The following is a 15,661-nucleotide window of genomic DNA, read 5'->3' as shown; positions in this document are numbered from 1 at the left end:
AAAACTGCAAATAAATTTGGAAAATCTGCAAATAAAATAATCAAATCTGCAATTAAAATCTGGATAACTGCAAATAAGACCGCGAATCACCAAGAAATAGTGCGAATGAATAAGAAAAGTAGGGTTATTAACAATAAAATAGACCGAGGTTCAACGGAGAAACTATGATTCGACCCCCTCTAGGCTCAGTCTGCACGATTTATCAACAATTATCGTTACTATATCAACAAAAACCACTATTATATCAACAAAAATAACCACGATATCAACAAAGTTCACATCTTTATCAACAAAGTTCACTAAGTGTTCGCCTTTTTCAAAATTCAGCAAGCCTTTTTATTTAAAAACATGATTCCATAAAGGAGACTGCTCTCTTACAACTTCCATAAACGTACGAGCAGCGCGGGACTGCCATCTGTTTTTATGCCAAGACATAATTGTTGATACACTCCCTAAATTTGTATCCCAATTTATGATTTTCAGTTTGTTTTGCTGCATTTCACTTTGAACTGTTACGAGTGGTAGCATCGAAATTCCTAGTCCGCACATTACACATTGTTTAATTGCCTCCACACTCCAAAATTCCATTCCAGACTCAGTTGCGATGCCTTTGCTTCTTAGAAAAGCTTCAAAATAATCGCGATAGCTACCTTGTTCTGTGAGGATTATGTTTTCATTCGTATTTAGTTTAAACGATGAAAGTATTCTAGTATCAGATTCTGGAGGAAGCAAAATAACAAGAGGTTCTTCGATAAGTGTTTCCATGTATAAATCGGAGTCCGTTAGTGGGGCCTGTAGGAAAAAGGCAATATCAAGATCTCCTCTCCGTAATTCATCTTGTAATTCCCAGCATGAACCAGATTTCATTAATATATTTACTTTTGGATTTTGCGATCGAAATGCTTGAATGATTTGTGGAAGACGATAAATCGTTAAAGATTCAGGTGCACCAATTTTTAATGTTACTACTTCTTCATTTTCCATTTGAAACACATCTTTTGCTTTCGTATAGAGCTGAATCATTTCAATCGCGTGAACTAGAAAATTTTCACCGACGTCAGTCAGTTGAACTTTTTTGCCAATACGGTCAAATAAAGGTACACCTAATTCTTGTTCAAGTGCTTGAATATGTGCGGTAATTGTAGATTGTGCATATCCGAGATGGACAGCGGCTCTAGAAAATCCACCCATATCCACAATTGACTTAAAGGTTACTAAATGACGGATTTCCATATAAACCTCCAATGTATCGAAATTTCCGATGGATTATATCGTAACTATTCATTTTACCGATTGAAAGTCGGTTCATATAATTAAAGTATACGAGATTACAATTTGTTTCAATAACTTTTGGAGGGATAATGATGAGGAATCGAAAAATTGGTTTTCTGTTGCTCAGCGGATTGATGATTGGACCTATTTTAGGTTCGGGAATTATTATTTTACCACCCGCAGTGTATGAAACTGCTGGGAATTATGCTATTTTTGCATGGATTATTATGCTTGGATTAAGTTTAATTTTTGCACTAATGTTTGGTAAATTAAGTTTGATGATCCCGGGAGATTCTGGAGTGCCATTAGCAGTTGAACGTGCATTTGGTACACAAATAAAAAATCTTTCAGCCATTTTCTTTTTATTAGCAGTTTGCTTTGGGCCTATTGCCGTTACAGGTACGGCAGGTCATTATTTACAATTACTGACGAATCAAAGTTTTTTCAATGAAAAGTGGCTAGCTTTAGGAATCGTATGTTTTGTTTACATCATTTTAACGAGAAGTATAGCTGATATTGGTAAATTTGCGTTTTTCATGTCTAGCTTTATTGTTGTGACATTGATAGTCGGGAGTGTTCACACATTATTTACAGTTGATGGAAGCTTCACTTTAGAAAGTCCCATTACTGTTTCTAATTTTGGGGAAAGTTTACTTTTATTATTTTGGGCTTTAATTGGGTGGGAAGTAATCGGTAGCTATTCTTTAGAAGTAAATACTCCTGAACGAACAATTCCAAGAGCTGTAATATTGAGTTTTTCTATCATAGCAGTTGTCAGTTTAACAGTCGCATTTGCTTTTCAGTGGATTCACTCTAAAAATGGAGATAGTATGGATCAATCTTTAGCACCGTTACTTCAAAGTTTATTTGGAAGTTGGTCAACTCCAATTATTTCATCAATTACAATTGCGCTTTGCATTAGTACAGTGCTATTAGTAATCGGAGCAGTATCAAGACTAATCACCGATCAAGCAAAAAATGGTTTATTACCTTCTTGGCTTTCTTTTAAAAATAAAAATAATGTAGCAACTCGTTCATTATTTATTTTGTTCTGCGTTCACATTATCGTATTTATCCTTTATTATAACGGTTTTCTTAGTATACAAACTCTTGTAGCAATTGCAAATGCATTCTTTCTATGTAACGCTTTACTAGGAGTTTTAGCCTGTTTTCGATTATTTGATTCTGTATTTTTTAAAATCGGTTCATTACTTTTAGCAGTGTGCTTTTTAGGAATACTCGTGTTTTCTTCAACAATTATTCTTGGAGTGATCACATTAATTTCATTGTACTTTATTTGGCTTCAAAAAAGAGATTCCAAACAACATGATCATATTCTACAGGTTGGAAATGAATAAAAGGATAGTAGAGAAACTTCAATCAAAAGAAGTTTCTTTTTTTTTTGAAAAAGTAATAATAATTCCTTTTTATGTATATTTATGTTTAATGAAAAAATGGTAGTGTCTATAAAACAGATCAGTTTTCTTGAGATGAAGAAAAGTTTAATCAATCCATATTTTTATACTAAGAGTGAGTATGGTGGTAGGAGTTGTTTTGTTAGAGTTGTGTATTTTAAAAAAATAAATATAGGCTTATTACTTATGGGAATGATTGTGAATGGCTAATATAGCACATATGAATCTAAAGTTTTTTAGTGAAATATGATTAAGGAATATTTGGATAATCGTGACAAAACGATATAACGGTAAAATGTAAATGTGTATATATACTTGATAAAAATATAGTCTGACTCTAAGAAAAATCGTTGCATTTCTAGAAGAATATTTTTTGCTCTTTGTATCACATTTTCAAGTTGAAATTGTTTCATTGTTTCCTTTAATAATTAATATTTATACATTTTTTCTATTTATTTCCAATCCGTTTAGAAAAATTAAAGATAGAATTATCATTTAAGAAATTAAACAATAAAAACGGAAAAACTCGAAAAAAAATAGAGCGAGAAAAATCCATATTCCATATGGTTTTATGCCTTAATTTTGTTTTATTTTAAATAGTTTTTTAAAAAAATAAAGTCATAATTTCTTTACATTCAAAAAATTGCTCGTTATAATGAAACCAAATTTGATAATTAGTGTGTCCTTCGGGGTCGGGTGAAAATCCCAACCGGCGGTGTTGTATATTTTTATACTAAGCCCGTGAGCTTCATATAGATTTTTTATATGTTGCTGATCTAGTTAGAATCTAGAGCCGACAGTATAGTCTGGATGGGAGAAGGATGGAGTGCATATATGGATAGTTGTTTGTTTTTTTCAAATTTACTACTCATATAGGCTTAGTTCGTTGTGCTTAATTAGTAGGTACAACAATAGACGTGCTACAATACTGTCTTTTAACAGATACATATTGTACTAGCGTTTATTTAAGTATGCTTCCTTTCTTAAACATCTATTGCCCCTTAGGAGTTTTCTAAGGGGCTTTTTCACTTTTTCAAATTAATTTGAATTAGAAGGTGTGATAAGGTGGATCAACTAGTTATGAAATTAGAGTTGGATCTTACAAAGTCATTTATTGGACTTGAGTGTAATACGCTTCTTTGGAATGAGGTGACAAAACTTGTTTACTGGAATCATTGAGGAAATAGGAACAGTAAAAAATATCGTAAAAAAAGGTAAAACTTTAGTGTTAACAGTTGAAGCATTACAGATTCTTGAGGATGTTCATCTAGGAGACAGTATCTCTGTTAATGGTGTTTGTTTAACTGTTACCGATTTTACTAAAAATGAATTTTCTGTTGATGTTATGCCTGAAACATTTCAAGCATCTAATCTAAGTACATTGGCTTCTGGTCAAAAAGTAAATTTAGAGCGAGCAATGGCTGCAAATGGTAGGTTTGGTGGGCATGTTGTATCTGGACATATTGATGGTACAGGTAAAATAGTTGCCGTTAATTCAATGGAAAATGCTGTGGTCTATAAAATTAATATTCCGAGTCGATTTGCTAAATATTGTATTCAAAAAGGTAGCATAACGATTGACGGTACAAGTTTAACAATATTTGAAGTTGAAACTGATCTTGTAATGATTTCTTTAATTCCTCATACTCGCTCACATACAATTTTAGGTAGTAAAAAAGTTGGAGACGTTGTTAATATTGAATTTGATTTATTAGGTAAGTATGTCGAGAAAATGCTTGGTATGGCTGAGAAGAAAAAGGAATCTTCAATAACAACTTCATTTTTATCTCAAAATGGTTATATATAAAGGAGTAGGCTCATGTTCTCTAAAATAGAAGAAGCAATTGAAGACTTGAAAAATGGAAAAATAATTATTGTTTGTGATGATGAAGACAGGGAGAATGAAGGAGATTTTGTTGTCATAGGAGAATATGCAACTCCTGAAAATATTAATTTTATGGCTACATATGGTCGTGGATTAATTTGTGCGCCGGTTTCTGAAAAAATAGCAAAGAAGCTAGATTTATATGAAATGGTAGCAAAAAATACAGATTCTCACGGTACTGCTTTTACAGTAAGTATTGATCATGCTGATTCTACTACTGGTATTTCGGCATTTGAACGTTCTCATACTGTTTTGCAAATGTTAAATGAGGAATCAACTGGAGCAGATTTTAAAAGACCTGGGCATATGTTTCCACTTGTCGCTAAAAACGGAGGCGTTATTGAGCGACCAGGTCATACTGAAGCAGCGGTGGATTTAGCTCGAATGGCCGGTTCAAAAGAAGTTGGTGTCATTTGTGAAATTATGAATGATGATGGAACGATGGCACGAGTGCCAGATTTAATTCAAGTCGCAAACAAGTTTAATTTAAAAATGATTACGATTAAAGATTTAATTCATTATAGACGTGAAACTGAACAACTTGTACAAAGAGAAGTTGAAATTAAATTACCAACTGATTTTGGTGATTTTAAAATGATTGGATATACAAATGAAATCGATGGTAAGGAACATATCGCGATTGTAAAAGGTAAAGTTGACGATGGTGAACCAGCACTTGTACGTATTCATTCGGAATGTTTAACAGGCGATGTTTTCGGATCATGTCGTTGTGACTGTGGACCTCAGTTACAATCCACACTATCGATGATTGAAGAGGCTGGAAAAGGCGTAATTGTTTATATGCGCCAAGAAGGTAGAGGAATTGGATTACTCAATAAGTTACGAGCATACAAATTACAGGAAGAAGGCTTTGATACGGTTGAAGCAAATTTGAACTTAGGATTTGATGCCGATTTAAGAGATTATGCAATAAGTGCTCAAATTATTAAAGATTTAGGTATATCGAGTATTGATTTAATAACGAATAATCCAGTTAAAATAGATGCTCTAGTATCTTATGGAATACAGATAAATCATCGAGTACCAATTCAAACTGAAATGAAAATGGAAAACGAAAAATATTTAAGTACAAAAATAGAAAAAATGGGACATTTACTAAACTATTAAAAATGGGAGAGATTAAGATGAAATTTGAAGGAAATTTAGTAGGATCTGGACTTAAAGTTGCGGTAATAGTAGGACGTTTTAATGAATTTATTACATCTAAATTACTTGGTGGTGCACAGGATGCATTAGTTCGTCATGGAGTAGAAGAATCAGACGTTGATGTTATTTGGGTACCAGGAGCATTTGAAATTCCATTAATTGCAAAGAAATTAGCAGATTCAAAAAAATACGATGCAATCATCACACTTGGAACAGTTATTCGTGGATCAACTACTCACTATGATTACGTATGTAACGAGGTAGCAAAAGGTGTTGCTGCTATTACACTACAAACTGGAGTACCTGTCATTTTTGGCGTATTAACAACTGAAAATATTGAACAAGCGATTGAAAGAGCGGGAACGAAAGCTGGTAATAAAGGCTGGGATGCTGGTATTTCTGCAATTGAGATGGCAAATTTATTAAGAGCTATTAACTAAGCATATATAATAGAAGAAACTAGTTAAAGAGAGGGGAATTTTCCCTCTCTTTTTTGTTTAATATTTGACTATCGGATAAGGAGTTAAGCTAAAAAATAAAAGGATTTGCGCTGATTTTAATATCAATAGATTTCACAAACTTTTAATAATATGTTCCATTTGTTTATAAGTAAAACTGATAAGATTTGATTATAGTATTGAGGTAATAGATCGAGTGAAACCATAAATTTTTATATTGAACAACAGCAAACAAGGAGGTGAATCCGTAAATATGTATTTAAAAGTAAAAACAAGAAATGAATTAGAGAATATGTTAATTGAACGACAATCCAATCTCTTATTTGGATATAAAATCATCAGCCGAGGTGAAGCAACCGAAGGTGAACTGGCTCAAGTAATGAAACAGTTAGAAAAAGAAATTGATATTCTAGAAAGGAAATTAAAGTGAACACCTTAATTAATCATAAAGGTGTTTTTTTTAGTAAATAACAATCTGAATATTTGTTTAATCTTCTTAATTTGTGGTAGTGTAAATTTTAGTAGAAATATTTTTGGAGGTAGACGTTAAATGTTATTTTTACTAATTTTAATATTACTAGTTATTATGATCATAACGTTTTTAAATACATATCCGCATTTTGGTAAGCGATATTCAAAAGAACAAATGGAAACTTTCCAGACTTTAGATCATTATGAAAAAGGTAAATTTATAAATCAAGTTCCTACGAGTATGAGTATGGATTTTAAAACAAATATTTCTATGATTAGAGATTTTGCTAAGAAAAGCCCGAATCGAAAACCTAAAAATGGTATTCCAATGGAGAAAATCGGTGCTTCAGCATTTTATTCAAAAAATAAAGATGCTAAAATTACTTGGTTTGGCCATTCGGCGTTATTAATTGAAATCGAAGGTAAAACGATTTTAGTTGACCCAATGTTTGGGAACGCACCAACACCATTTCCACAATTTGGTGGTAAGAGATATAGTGGTGGATTGCCGATCGAGATTAGTGAATTACCAAAAATAGATGCCGTCATTTTATCGCATGATCATTATGACCATTTGGATTACGGTACGATAAAAAAAATCAAACAGAAAGTAGATCGATTTATTGTTCCTCTAGGAGTAGGTAGTCACTTAGTGAGCTGGGGTGTCCCTAAAGAGAATATTTCTGAACATAATTGGTGGGAAGAATTTAAGTTTGAGCATTTAACATTAGCTTGTACTCCTGCAAGACATTTCTCTGGAAGAAGTTTGACGGATCGTAACAGTACTTTGTGGTGTTCATGGGTCATCATTGGAGAGAAAACGAAAATCTACTTTAGTGGAGATAGCGGTTATGCACCACATTTTAAGGAAATTGGTGAAAAATATGGTCCGTTTGATCTAGCGCTAATGGAGTGCGGTCAATACGATAAGCGATGGTCTGCAATTCATATGTTACCGGAAGAAACTGTTAAAGCATTTATCGATGTAAAAGGTGAGGTTCTTGTACCAATTCATTTTGGTGCTTTTACATTGGCATTTCATGATTGGAATGATCCGATTGAACGAGCTGTAAAAGCGGCTAAAGAAAATGGGGTAAAGTACTCGACACCTAAAATAGGTGAAACAATCAATCTAAGCACAGGTGAATTCCCTAATTCTATTTGGTGGAAGTAAGTTTGAAATTTAATATTAATTTAAAGGGATGGGATCTAGTGGAAGGATTAAAAGAAAGTGCGCAAATCATTCAAGATTTAATTTTTGAGTTAGGCTATTCAAATAAAGTCATAGAACTTCCAAATAGTGCAAGGACAGCAAAGGAAGCAGCGGATGCATTAAATTGTGAAGTGGCTCAAATAGCTAAGTCCATTATATTTAAAATAGAAAGCTCAAATAGCCCTGTATTAGTAGTAGCAAGTGGTATAAATCGAGTTAATGAGAAACAAATAGAGCAAGTTCTAAATGATCAATTAGGGAAAGCAGATGCTGACTTCGTGCGTGAACAAACAGGATTTGTAATCGGAGGAGTGGCACCAATTGGCCACAAAAATCCAATAATCACCTTTATTGATGAAGATCTATTACAGTATAGTGAAGTATGGGCTGCAGCAGGCCATCCAAAAGCAATTTTTCAGTTAACACCAACAGAACTGATTGAAATGACAAAAGGTAAGGTTGTAAAAATTAAATAATAGAATACATAACTTTAATCGTTTAGGCGCATACAAGTGTAATAAATCAGTTTTTGATTTACTATACTTAAATGTGTCTTTTTTTATTGGGAATTTTTACCTTTAAGAAAATGTTCAGAGTAAATTCGAGGGAAAGTGAGATGAATGAGTAGATGTTAAATTTTATGTGTACGACATGTGGCGTACAGTATAACAAATCTAATTATCCTCCTATGTACTGCACAATTTGTTCTGAAGAAAGACAATACATCAATCCTAATGGACAAACTTGGACAACATTACAATTGATGAAGGAAAAGAACTTTCAAAACATTATACGTTTTGAAGAAGAGAACCTATTTAGTATACAGACTAGTCCGAAGTTTGGTATTGGGCAAACCGCCTATCTCGTTAAGAATAAGGGATTTAATTTATTATGGGATTGTGTGTCCTATATAGATGAGAAAACTATTGAAGAAATAAAGCGCTTAGGGGGACTCGATGCAATTGCACTATCACATCCACACTACTACTCTAGTAAAATTGAATGGGCAGAAGAATTTGATGTACCAGTATACATACACGAGGATGATCAAGAGTGGGTTACGAGACAAAGTGATAAGATTATTTTTTGGTCAGGTGAATCGTTAGAGCTAGATAATGGAGTTAACATTCGCCGGCTAGGTGGACACTATAAAGGTGGGGCTGTATTAGAATGGCAAACTGGAAATGAGCAAAAAGGTGTACTGTTAACGGGAGATATAATTCAAGTAGTCGCAGATCCAAAGTGGGTAAGTTTTATGTACAGCTACCCTAATCTAATCCCATTACCTGCAAAAAAAGTTAAAGAAATATCAGAGGTTGTAGAAACGTTAAAGTTTGATAGGATTTATAATGCATTTCATGGGATTGTAAAAGAAAATGGAAAACTCGTCGTTCATAATTCAGCTAATAGATATATAGAAGCATTGGAAGGGACATTATTTGATACTTAATAGACTGGAAAGGGCCAATTTTTGGTCCTTTTTTGTTCTTCCCGCATTTAAGTAAAAAAACTAAAAACAAGCATATAATAAAGCGGATTGTTGATTTTTTTATCTAATTAAATGGAACCATATTCCAATAAGAAAAGGACTATTAATTTTAATCTAGAATTAATAATATAGTCAAATAGTTGTAAAATATTGGAATTGTAAAAAAGTGGCCAGAGGGGATAAAATGATAAAATTTTTAGTTATTAGCTTAATCTTCGTACCTATTGTTATCCTAATCACAAAATCGAATTTGCAAAATATTAGTGTTTGGATACTTGTCTTGCTGTTTGCTCAAAGTGCTGTGTATTCAATTTGGGACTATGTTGTAAAAAGAAATCGTAATAAGAAACAATTGAACTAACGCACTGCATTCGTTCAATAAGAGCTCTAAAGGTTGTCTAACTTGACAACCTTTTTTTATTTGAAAAATCAAATACAGAGCCCTTATCTAAAAATATCATTAAAAATTTCTTTATAAGTTAATTAAAATATAAAACAAGCCTCCAACAACGTTAAAAGACGGGTTAATATGAGATGAATTCTTTGTAGAATTTTGTCGTTTTTCATAATGTTTAAGAAAAACGTTGATACATAAAGGTTTATAATAACCCGGTTGATTAAAAACAGAATATTCACGATAATTTAATTAAGATAAATGCACGAAAATTATTTGTTTTAAATGAGTAATTATAGTGGATTTTGTCATAAAAAGAAGTTTTTTGTAATTAATTGTATGAATGAACTGGAGGAAGAAAGATGGGGGAAAAGAGAGAGAAGGGCAAGGTAGTTCTTAAAGGGTTTACAGTGTTAGCTTTAACATCTAGTTTTATTTTAGGTTCTCTTGGACAAGCATCAAATGTATCAAATGCAGCAAGTCCAAGTAAAGCAGATGACATTCTTTCTAACTTAACTGCACAGCAAAGAGCGGCTCTTAAAGAGCTTTCAACGAATGAAGAATCAGGGCTTCAAATTTCTTCAGATATTGATTTGAACTCTACAGAGCAAACAAGTGTCGTTGTTGAATTTGTAAATCAGCCTGTTAAAGTAGCACAAATTGAGGCGAGTGTAGAAGGTAAAAGTTTAACAAAATCTGATGCTGAAGCGCTAATCGATCAAGACCATGATACTTTTACGAAAGATATTGCTCAAGTATTGAAAAGTGAAAAAAGTAAAAAAGTGGATTATAAAATAAATCGTTCGTATAAAAATGCTTTTAATGGTGTTTCCATGACACTACCAGCAAATCAAATTAAAAATCTACTAACATCTAAAGCCGTTAAAACAGTTTGGAGTAACCAAACATTTTCAATTGATCCACCAAAAGAAAATGAACAACTAAAAGCGGATGAAACAAATGTTGGAAACTATACTCCATATGATGCGTTAGATCGTTTACATACGGAAGGATTTACTGGTAAAGGAATTAAAGTTGGGATTTTAGATACGGGTATGGATTATAACCACCCAGATTTGAAGTCTGCTTATAAAGGTGGATACGATTTCGTAGATAACGATAATGATCCTATGGAAACAACATATGCGGATTGGAAGAAATCAGGTAAACCTGAAATTAGTAATTCAGAGACTTATTATACTGAGCATGGTACGCATGTAGCTGGAATTATAGGTGGACGTGGTAAAGCAAATAGTGATTATAAAACGTTAGGTACAGCACCGGAATCAGATTTATACTCTTACCGTGTGCTTGGACCATATGGAAGTGGAACAACAGATGCCATTCTTGCAGGGATCGACCGTGCAGTTCAAGACGGTATGGACGTTATTAATATGTCACTTGGTGCAGCTTTAAATGATCCAATGGCTGCAACTTCAATTGCAGTAAACAACGCTGTATTAAGTGGTATTACAACAGTCGTTGCAGCAGGAAATACTGGCGATCAAATGTATACACTTGGTTCACCTGGAGCTGCGGCATTAGCGTTAACAGTTGGTGCATCGTCAGTCGCTTTAGATGTTTATCAATATGCAGGGGTAAATAATGGAAAGAACTATTCAGCAATACAATTAGCTCAAAATTATTCAGATAATATGACATCACTAAAAGGAAAAACTTATCAATTAGTTGATGTTGGTCTTGGAAACCCAGCAGATTTCACCGGTAAAGATGTAAAAGGAAAGATAGCATTTATTAAACGTGGTACGATTGCATTAATTGATAAAATTAAAAACGCAAAAGCAAACGGTGCTGTAGGCGTATTAATGTATAATGATGAAACAAATAAAGCTGAAGGTGCAATTCAAGCTTTCCTTGGTGAATCAGTGGACGCAATTCCTGCATTTTCTGTTTCAAATGAAGAAGGTTTAGAAATTTCGGCTGCAATCAAAGCTGGTGCATCAGATTTCACTTTTGGCGATTTTAAAAAGATACAAACAGCATCAGATGAATTAGCAGCATTTAGTTCAAGAGGTCCATCACGCACTAACTACGATATTAAACCAGAAGTGACTGCTCCAGGCGTAGCCATTCTTTCAACTGTACCATTTTATATAAATAATAAAACAGATGATGGATCAAAACCTGAAGATTATCAATATGCTTTTGCGCGCTTATCGGGTACATCTATGGCAACACCTTATGTAGCAGGTGTATCAGCATTATTACTTCAATCAAATAAAGATTTACAACCTGAGGATATTAAATCGATTTTAATGAACACAGCTGATCCATTATCGAAAGCTTATAGCGTATTTGAAGTAGGTAGTGGAAGAGTAGATGCATATGAAGCAATTCACTCGAACGTAGAATTAGAAGTAGTAGACCAAACTTCAACGATTATTAATGGAAAAGAAAAATCAATTAAAGAATTAACTGGTGGCATAAGCTTCGGTTCATATGGTTCTAATGATCAAGACATTACGGATTCCCGTAATATTACGTTAAAGAATCGTAGTGAAAAAGCGAAAACATTTAAAGTAGATGTGAAATTCCAAACTGGATTAAGAGGATCTAAAGACGCGGCCGGGAATAATGTAACATTAACTGGAGCTACTTCTGTAAAATTAAATGGAATTAGCCAGAAGAATGTTAAGTTTAACTTAAACATTCCAAAGACAGCTGAAAAAGGGACATATGAAGGATATATTACATTTACAAATACAGCGGATTCTACCGAAACTTATCAAATTCCATTTGGTGGACGTTTTGTTGATGAAGGAATCGACACCTTTAAGATCAATAACCCGATGTTTGGTATGAATACGGACTGGCCAGAAAATGCGAATCCGTTTGTAAGCTTTACTTACTCATTAAAATCACATATGAAAACATTAGAGGTAGTGTTACAAGATGCTGAAACTGGTGAGGATCTAGGTTTAGTCGGTTCTTTTACACCGATTACATTGAATGAAAATCAATCTTATACGATTGGAAGGGGATTTAATTCAATTTACTATCCATTTACTGGTGATGCGAAAAATCCAATTAGCAGTGAGCCGAGTAATGCAACAGCAGGTAAATATCGATTAAAAATGATTGGAACAAATGATAAAGGTAAAGTTTTCACTAAAACAGGTGATTTCTTCTTTGACGCTGGAGCACCAACTATGACGTCTAGCTTTGATAATTTAGATCAAAAAGTAATTGAATATAAAGATAGTCAATTTGATTCGAATGGACAGTTTTTATATGATTTTAATATTAACTTAAATGATCCAGAAACTGAAGAAGCAAGTAAATTAGGTATACCAGTAGATCAATCAAGCAATGCAGTTGTATCTTTTTACGATAGCCCATTCCCAGCAAAACCAAAGTATACAGATATAAATGGAGACTATAAGGATAAAATTTTAGTTAAGAAGCGTTCTACACCATTGCAAGTTTCATTTTATGGATTTGATGCAGCTAGAAATTTTACTGGAAACGCATCGACTGATTTAAGAATCGTATTTGTCGATCAGCATTTTCCATACTATTACTTAAAACCAAATAAACAAACTGTTACAACTGGCGATATTGTAAATTACAGTGTTCGTTCAAATAATGTGAAAAACTTAAAAACTACTAAAATAAATTTAAAAGTAGATCCAAATCTTGCAACAATTCAAAATGTAGTAGTAAATGATGCAGTAAAACAATTTGGAGATGCGAATATAACTGTATCTTCAGAACCAGCTGCAGCTGGTACACTACTTTATACATTTACATTTACTTATAATGGAACGAAATCTTTACCAGAGGATTTACAACTATTTAATTTCGACATAAAAACAGCAGAGAAGTGGACTAAAGGTGCGCCGTTTGATTGGTATACAATGAAAGCATCAACGATTGATCAATCAAATATAGAAACAAGTAACGTCTACGCTTATATGGACACTTATAAAATTAAGGAAGCTTATTCAAGAACAGATGGAGCTTTATTATCAGAAGGTTTATATGATCCAGCTACTGGTGAAAAGAATTATGCAGTTGATGCAAGTAAAATCGGTGCAAAAGTAACCGTTACTTCATATGACGGAAAAACGATTGTAGATGCTCCAATCTATAACAGTAGTGGTCAATATACTGCTGAAGGTATGAAGGCTGATCCAAAACCTTATACTGTAAAAATCGATGTGCCTGGTCATTTTACAATGTATAGAAAAATGAATCTATCAGATAATGTACGCGGTGAATATGTAGGAAAGAGAATGCTTTGGAATTTAACAAGTGGAGCGGCTGGTGATGTCAATAAAGATAATGTAATCGACATTTTAGACGCAGTAGCTGTACAAACATATTGGGGTACAAATAAAAATACAACAGACTTTAACTTCGACAAAGTAGTAGATGAAAAAGACATGTATTTTATTGAGAAAAACTTTGGATTACAAAATCCTACAGTTAATAATGTGCAGAAACCAAAAACCACTTATAAAGGCAAGACTTTAGAAGACATCTTAAAAGATTTAGGATTAGATCAGTAATAAGAAAAGGGAAACCAACTTGAGTTGGTTTCCCTTTTTGTTGTGCAATTTACTTCATTGTAACTGCTTCTGTTTGACTTAGTACTTCTTTATTCGGCTTAACAGCAGATAAGAATAAGACTAGTACAGAAATAATACCGATCCAAATGATAATCGTCATTGGATGACTCATTGATAATCCTTTGTCAAAATAGAATATTTCTCTTAATCCGTCAGCTCCAAATCGCATTGGAACCCAAGAGTAAATCCAGTCTTTTGAAAAAGCTGGTAAAAGCTCTTTTGGCATACCAATTAAAGAACCAGAGAAGAAGAAGATTAGGGCAAAGATACCAACTCCACCGAAACCTATCCATGATAGTACAGCAGAAATAAGGATATGGAAACAGAAATAAGCAATTGTTAAATAGAGTGCCACATCTAAGAAGTTTGGAAGGGTGATTCCCATCCACTTTGCCATTAATGTTATTCCAAAACCGATTAGGAATGATAAGATAACTCCTAAAAATAATTGTTCAAAAATAACTTTTAGTTTTCCAACTTTATTTGATGTTTGAGTTTTCTTTTTCGCTAAAAAGACAATAACTGCTCCAATTAAACTAGACATCCAAAGAGGTGTTATTAAAAGGACAGGTGCGTTACCATTTGATGTATGTGTCCCGATTGCATTTACATTTTCAATCTTTGCTATGAGTGGATTCGCTAATATTTCAGCTTGTTTTACTGAAATCGAGTTCACATTTTTCTTTAATTCAGTAAAAATCTCGGTATGAATATTTAGGCTAAGATTTTCTACAATATGAGTTAGCATTTGACTAGCCATCGTTGAGCCAGTTGTATTTTTACCTTGGTTTACTAAAATTTTAATCGCTATTGGCGAAGGATTTGCTGTTTTTAGTGAAGCTTGATTTTTACTTAAATCATTTGGAAGAATAAGAGCACCGTAATATTTTTGATCATCTAGACCTTTACGTACTTTTTCTTCACTTGAAACTTGAATCCATTTAATTGCTGGCTTTTCACCATTTGTCGCTTTGGACAATTCAGTTATTTTTGAAACCATCATATTACCTATATTAACAGTTCCTTTTGAAGGAACTTGGATACCTTGGTCTTCGTTTACGATTGCAATTGGAAGATTTTTAGGTGTTGGATTAACAGATGATGCTAATGTAAGAGAGAAAATTATCGCAACAACTAATACTAGTATTGGCGCTAATATAGCTTGTTTTTGTTTAAATAAGTTCATTTGAATACCTCCTATTTCCTAAGTCATGAAATTACTGAACAACGTGTTGACTAATCTTATGTGTTGATATTACAATGAGTTTTAATAAATCACAATAAGCAAATAACATAAATGTGTTC

The 15,661-nt window shown here is 33.1% G+C and carries 12 protein-coding genes and 1 riboswitch; of the genes, 10 read left to right on the top strand and 2 right to left on the bottom strand.

Annotated features, from left to right (window positions below; translation table 11 throughout):
- Nucleotides 1-336: 336 nt before the first annotated feature.
- Nucleotides 337-1,233, bottom strand: a complete 897-nt coding sequence (locus CN692_RS18695; RefSeq protein WP_098120674.1) for a LysR family transcriptional regulator — start codon at nt 1,231-1,233, stop codon at nt 337-339.
- Between the two features lie 131 nt (nt 1,234-1,364).
- Between CN692_RS18695 and CN692_RS18690 the strand changes: the two genes are divergently transcribed.
- The 10 genes from CN692_RS18690 (at nt 1,365) to CN692_RS18655 (ending at nt 14,296) form a co-directional block, all read left to right on the top strand.
- Nucleotides 1,365-2,630: an APC family permease gene (locus CN692_RS18690; RefSeq protein ID WP_179874483.1), complete on the top strand. Its 1,266-nt coding sequence runs from the start codon at nt 1,365-1,367 to the stop codon at nt 2,628-2,630.
- A 735-nt stretch (nt 2,631-3,365) separates the two neighbouring features.
- A riboswitch (FMN riboswitch) is annotated at nt 3,366-3,513 on the top strand.
- 333 nt (nt 3,514-3,846) lie between these two features.
- Complete coding sequence (ribE, locus tag CN692_RS18685) at nt 3,847-4,494, top strand: riboflavin synthase (protein ID WP_098120672.1); 648 nt, start codon at nt 3,847-3,849, stop codon at nt 4,492-4,494.
- 12 nt (nt 4,495-4,506) lie between these two features.
- Nucleotides 4,507-5,700, top strand: a complete 1,194-nt coding sequence (locus CN692_RS18680) for a bifunctional 3,4-dihydroxy-2-butanone-4-phosphate synthase/GTP cyclohydrolase II (protein WP_098120671.1) — start codon at nt 4,507-4,509, stop codon at nt 5,698-5,700.
- Between the two features lie 17 nt (nt 5,701-5,717).
- Nucleotides 5,718-6,179 carry a 6,7-dimethyl-8-ribityllumazine synthase gene (ribH, locus tag CN692_RS18675; RefSeq protein ID WP_098120670.1) on the top strand — a complete coding sequence of 154 codons (462 nt, stop codon included), beginning with the start codon at nt 5,718-5,720 and terminating at the stop codon, nt 6,177-6,179.
- A 271-nt stretch (nt 6,180-6,450) separates the two neighbouring features.
- Entirely contained in the window at nt 6,451-6,627 is a 177-nt protein-coding gene (locus CN692_RS26240) for a hypothetical protein (RefSeq protein ID WP_179874482.1), read from the top strand.
- Nucleotides 6,628-6,843: 216 nt separating this feature from the next.
- Nucleotides 6,844-7,842: an MBL fold metallo-hydrolase gene (locus tag CN692_RS18670; protein WP_373605044.1), complete on the top strand. Its 999-nt coding sequence runs from the start codon at nt 6,844-6,846 to the stop codon at nt 7,840-7,842.
- A 2-nt stretch (nt 7,843-7,844) separates the two neighbouring features.
- Nucleotides 7,845-8,357 carry a YbaK/EbsC family protein gene (locus tag CN692_RS18665; RefSeq protein ID WP_257144074.1) on the top strand — a complete coding sequence of 171 codons (513 nt, stop codon included), beginning with the start codon at nt 7,845-7,847 and terminating at the stop codon, nt 8,355-8,357.
- Nucleotides 8,358-8,509: 152 nt separating this feature from the next.
- Complete coding sequence (locus tag CN692_RS18660) at nt 8,510-9,331, top strand: MBL fold metallo-hydrolase (protein WP_098120668.1); 822 nt, start codon at nt 8,510-8,512, stop codon at nt 9,329-9,331.
- 223 nt (nt 9,332-9,554) lie between these two features.
- On the top strand, nt 9,555-9,731 hold the full coding sequence (locus CN692_RS26235; RefSeq protein WP_179874481.1) for a hypothetical protein: 177 nt from the start codon (nt 9,555-9,557) through the stop codon (nt 9,729-9,731).
- A 395-nt stretch (nt 9,732-10,126) separates the two neighbouring features.
- Nucleotides 10,127-14,296 (top strand): S8 family serine peptidase, encoded by a 4,170-nt coding sequence (locus tag CN692_RS18655; RefSeq protein ID WP_098120667.1) that lies wholly within the window; start codon nt 10,127-10,129, stop codon nt 14,294-14,296.
- Between the two features lie 49 nt (nt 14,297-14,345).
- On the opposite strand, the gene CN692_RS18650 is transcribed toward CN692_RS18655, so the two are convergent.
- The gene (locus CN692_RS18650; RefSeq protein ID WP_098120666.1) at nt 14,346-15,542 is read right to left on the bottom strand and encodes a YhgE/Pip domain-containing protein; all 1,197 of its coding nucleotides are present in this window, start codon (nt 15,540-15,542) and stop codon (nt 14,346-14,348) included.
- Nucleotides 15,543-15,661: the final 119 nt, after the last annotated feature.

The sequence above is a fragment of the Bacillus sp. AFS002410 genome (assembly GCF_002556365.1).
Lineage (GTDB): Bacteria > Bacillota > Bacilli > Bacillales > Bacillaceae_G > Gottfriedia.
This window is presented reverse-complemented; position numbering and strand designations above follow the sequence as displayed.

What these genes read in the sequence shown, in the direction of transcription:
- CN692_RS18695 (WP_098120674.1), bottom strand. Translation starts at nt 1,233, where the DNA reads ATGGAAATCCGTCATTTAGTAACCTTTAAGTCAATTGTGGATATGGGT.
- CN692_RS18690 (WP_179874483.1), top strand. Translation starts at nt 1,365, where the DNA reads ATGAGGAATCGAAAAATTGGTTTTCTGTTGCTCAGCGGATTGATGATT.
- CN692_RS18680 (WP_098120671.1), top strand. Translation starts at nt 4,507, where the DNA reads ATGTTCTCTAAAATAGAAGAAGCAATTGAAGACTTGAAAAATGGAAAA.
- ribH (WP_098120670.1), top strand. Translation starts at nt 5,718, where the DNA reads ATGAAATTTGAAGGAAATTTAGTAGGATCTGGACTTAAAGTTGCGGTA.
- CN692_RS26240 (WP_179874482.1), top strand. Translation starts at nt 6,451, where the DNA reads ATGTATTTAAAAGTAAAAACAAGAAATGAATTAGAGAATATGTTAATT.
- CN692_RS18670 (WP_373605044.1), top strand. Translation starts at nt 6,844, where the DNA reads ATGGAAACTTTCCAGACTTTAGATCATTATGAAAAAGGTAAATTTATA.
- CN692_RS18660 (WP_098120668.1), top strand. Translation starts at nt 8,510, where the DNA reads ATGTTAAATTTTATGTGTACGACATGTGGCGTACAGTATAACAAATCT.
- CN692_RS26235 (WP_179874481.1), top strand. Translation starts at nt 9,555, where the DNA reads ATGATAAAATTTTTAGTTATTAGCTTAATCTTCGTACCTATTGTTATC.
- CN692_RS18655 (WP_098120667.1), top strand. Translation starts at nt 10,127, where the DNA reads ATGGGGGAAAAGAGAGAGAAGGGCAAGGTAGTTCTTAAAGGGTTTACA.
- CN692_RS18650 (WP_098120666.1), bottom strand. Translation starts at nt 15,542, where the DNA reads ATGAACTTATTTAAACAAAAACAAGCTATATTAGCGCCAATACTAGTA.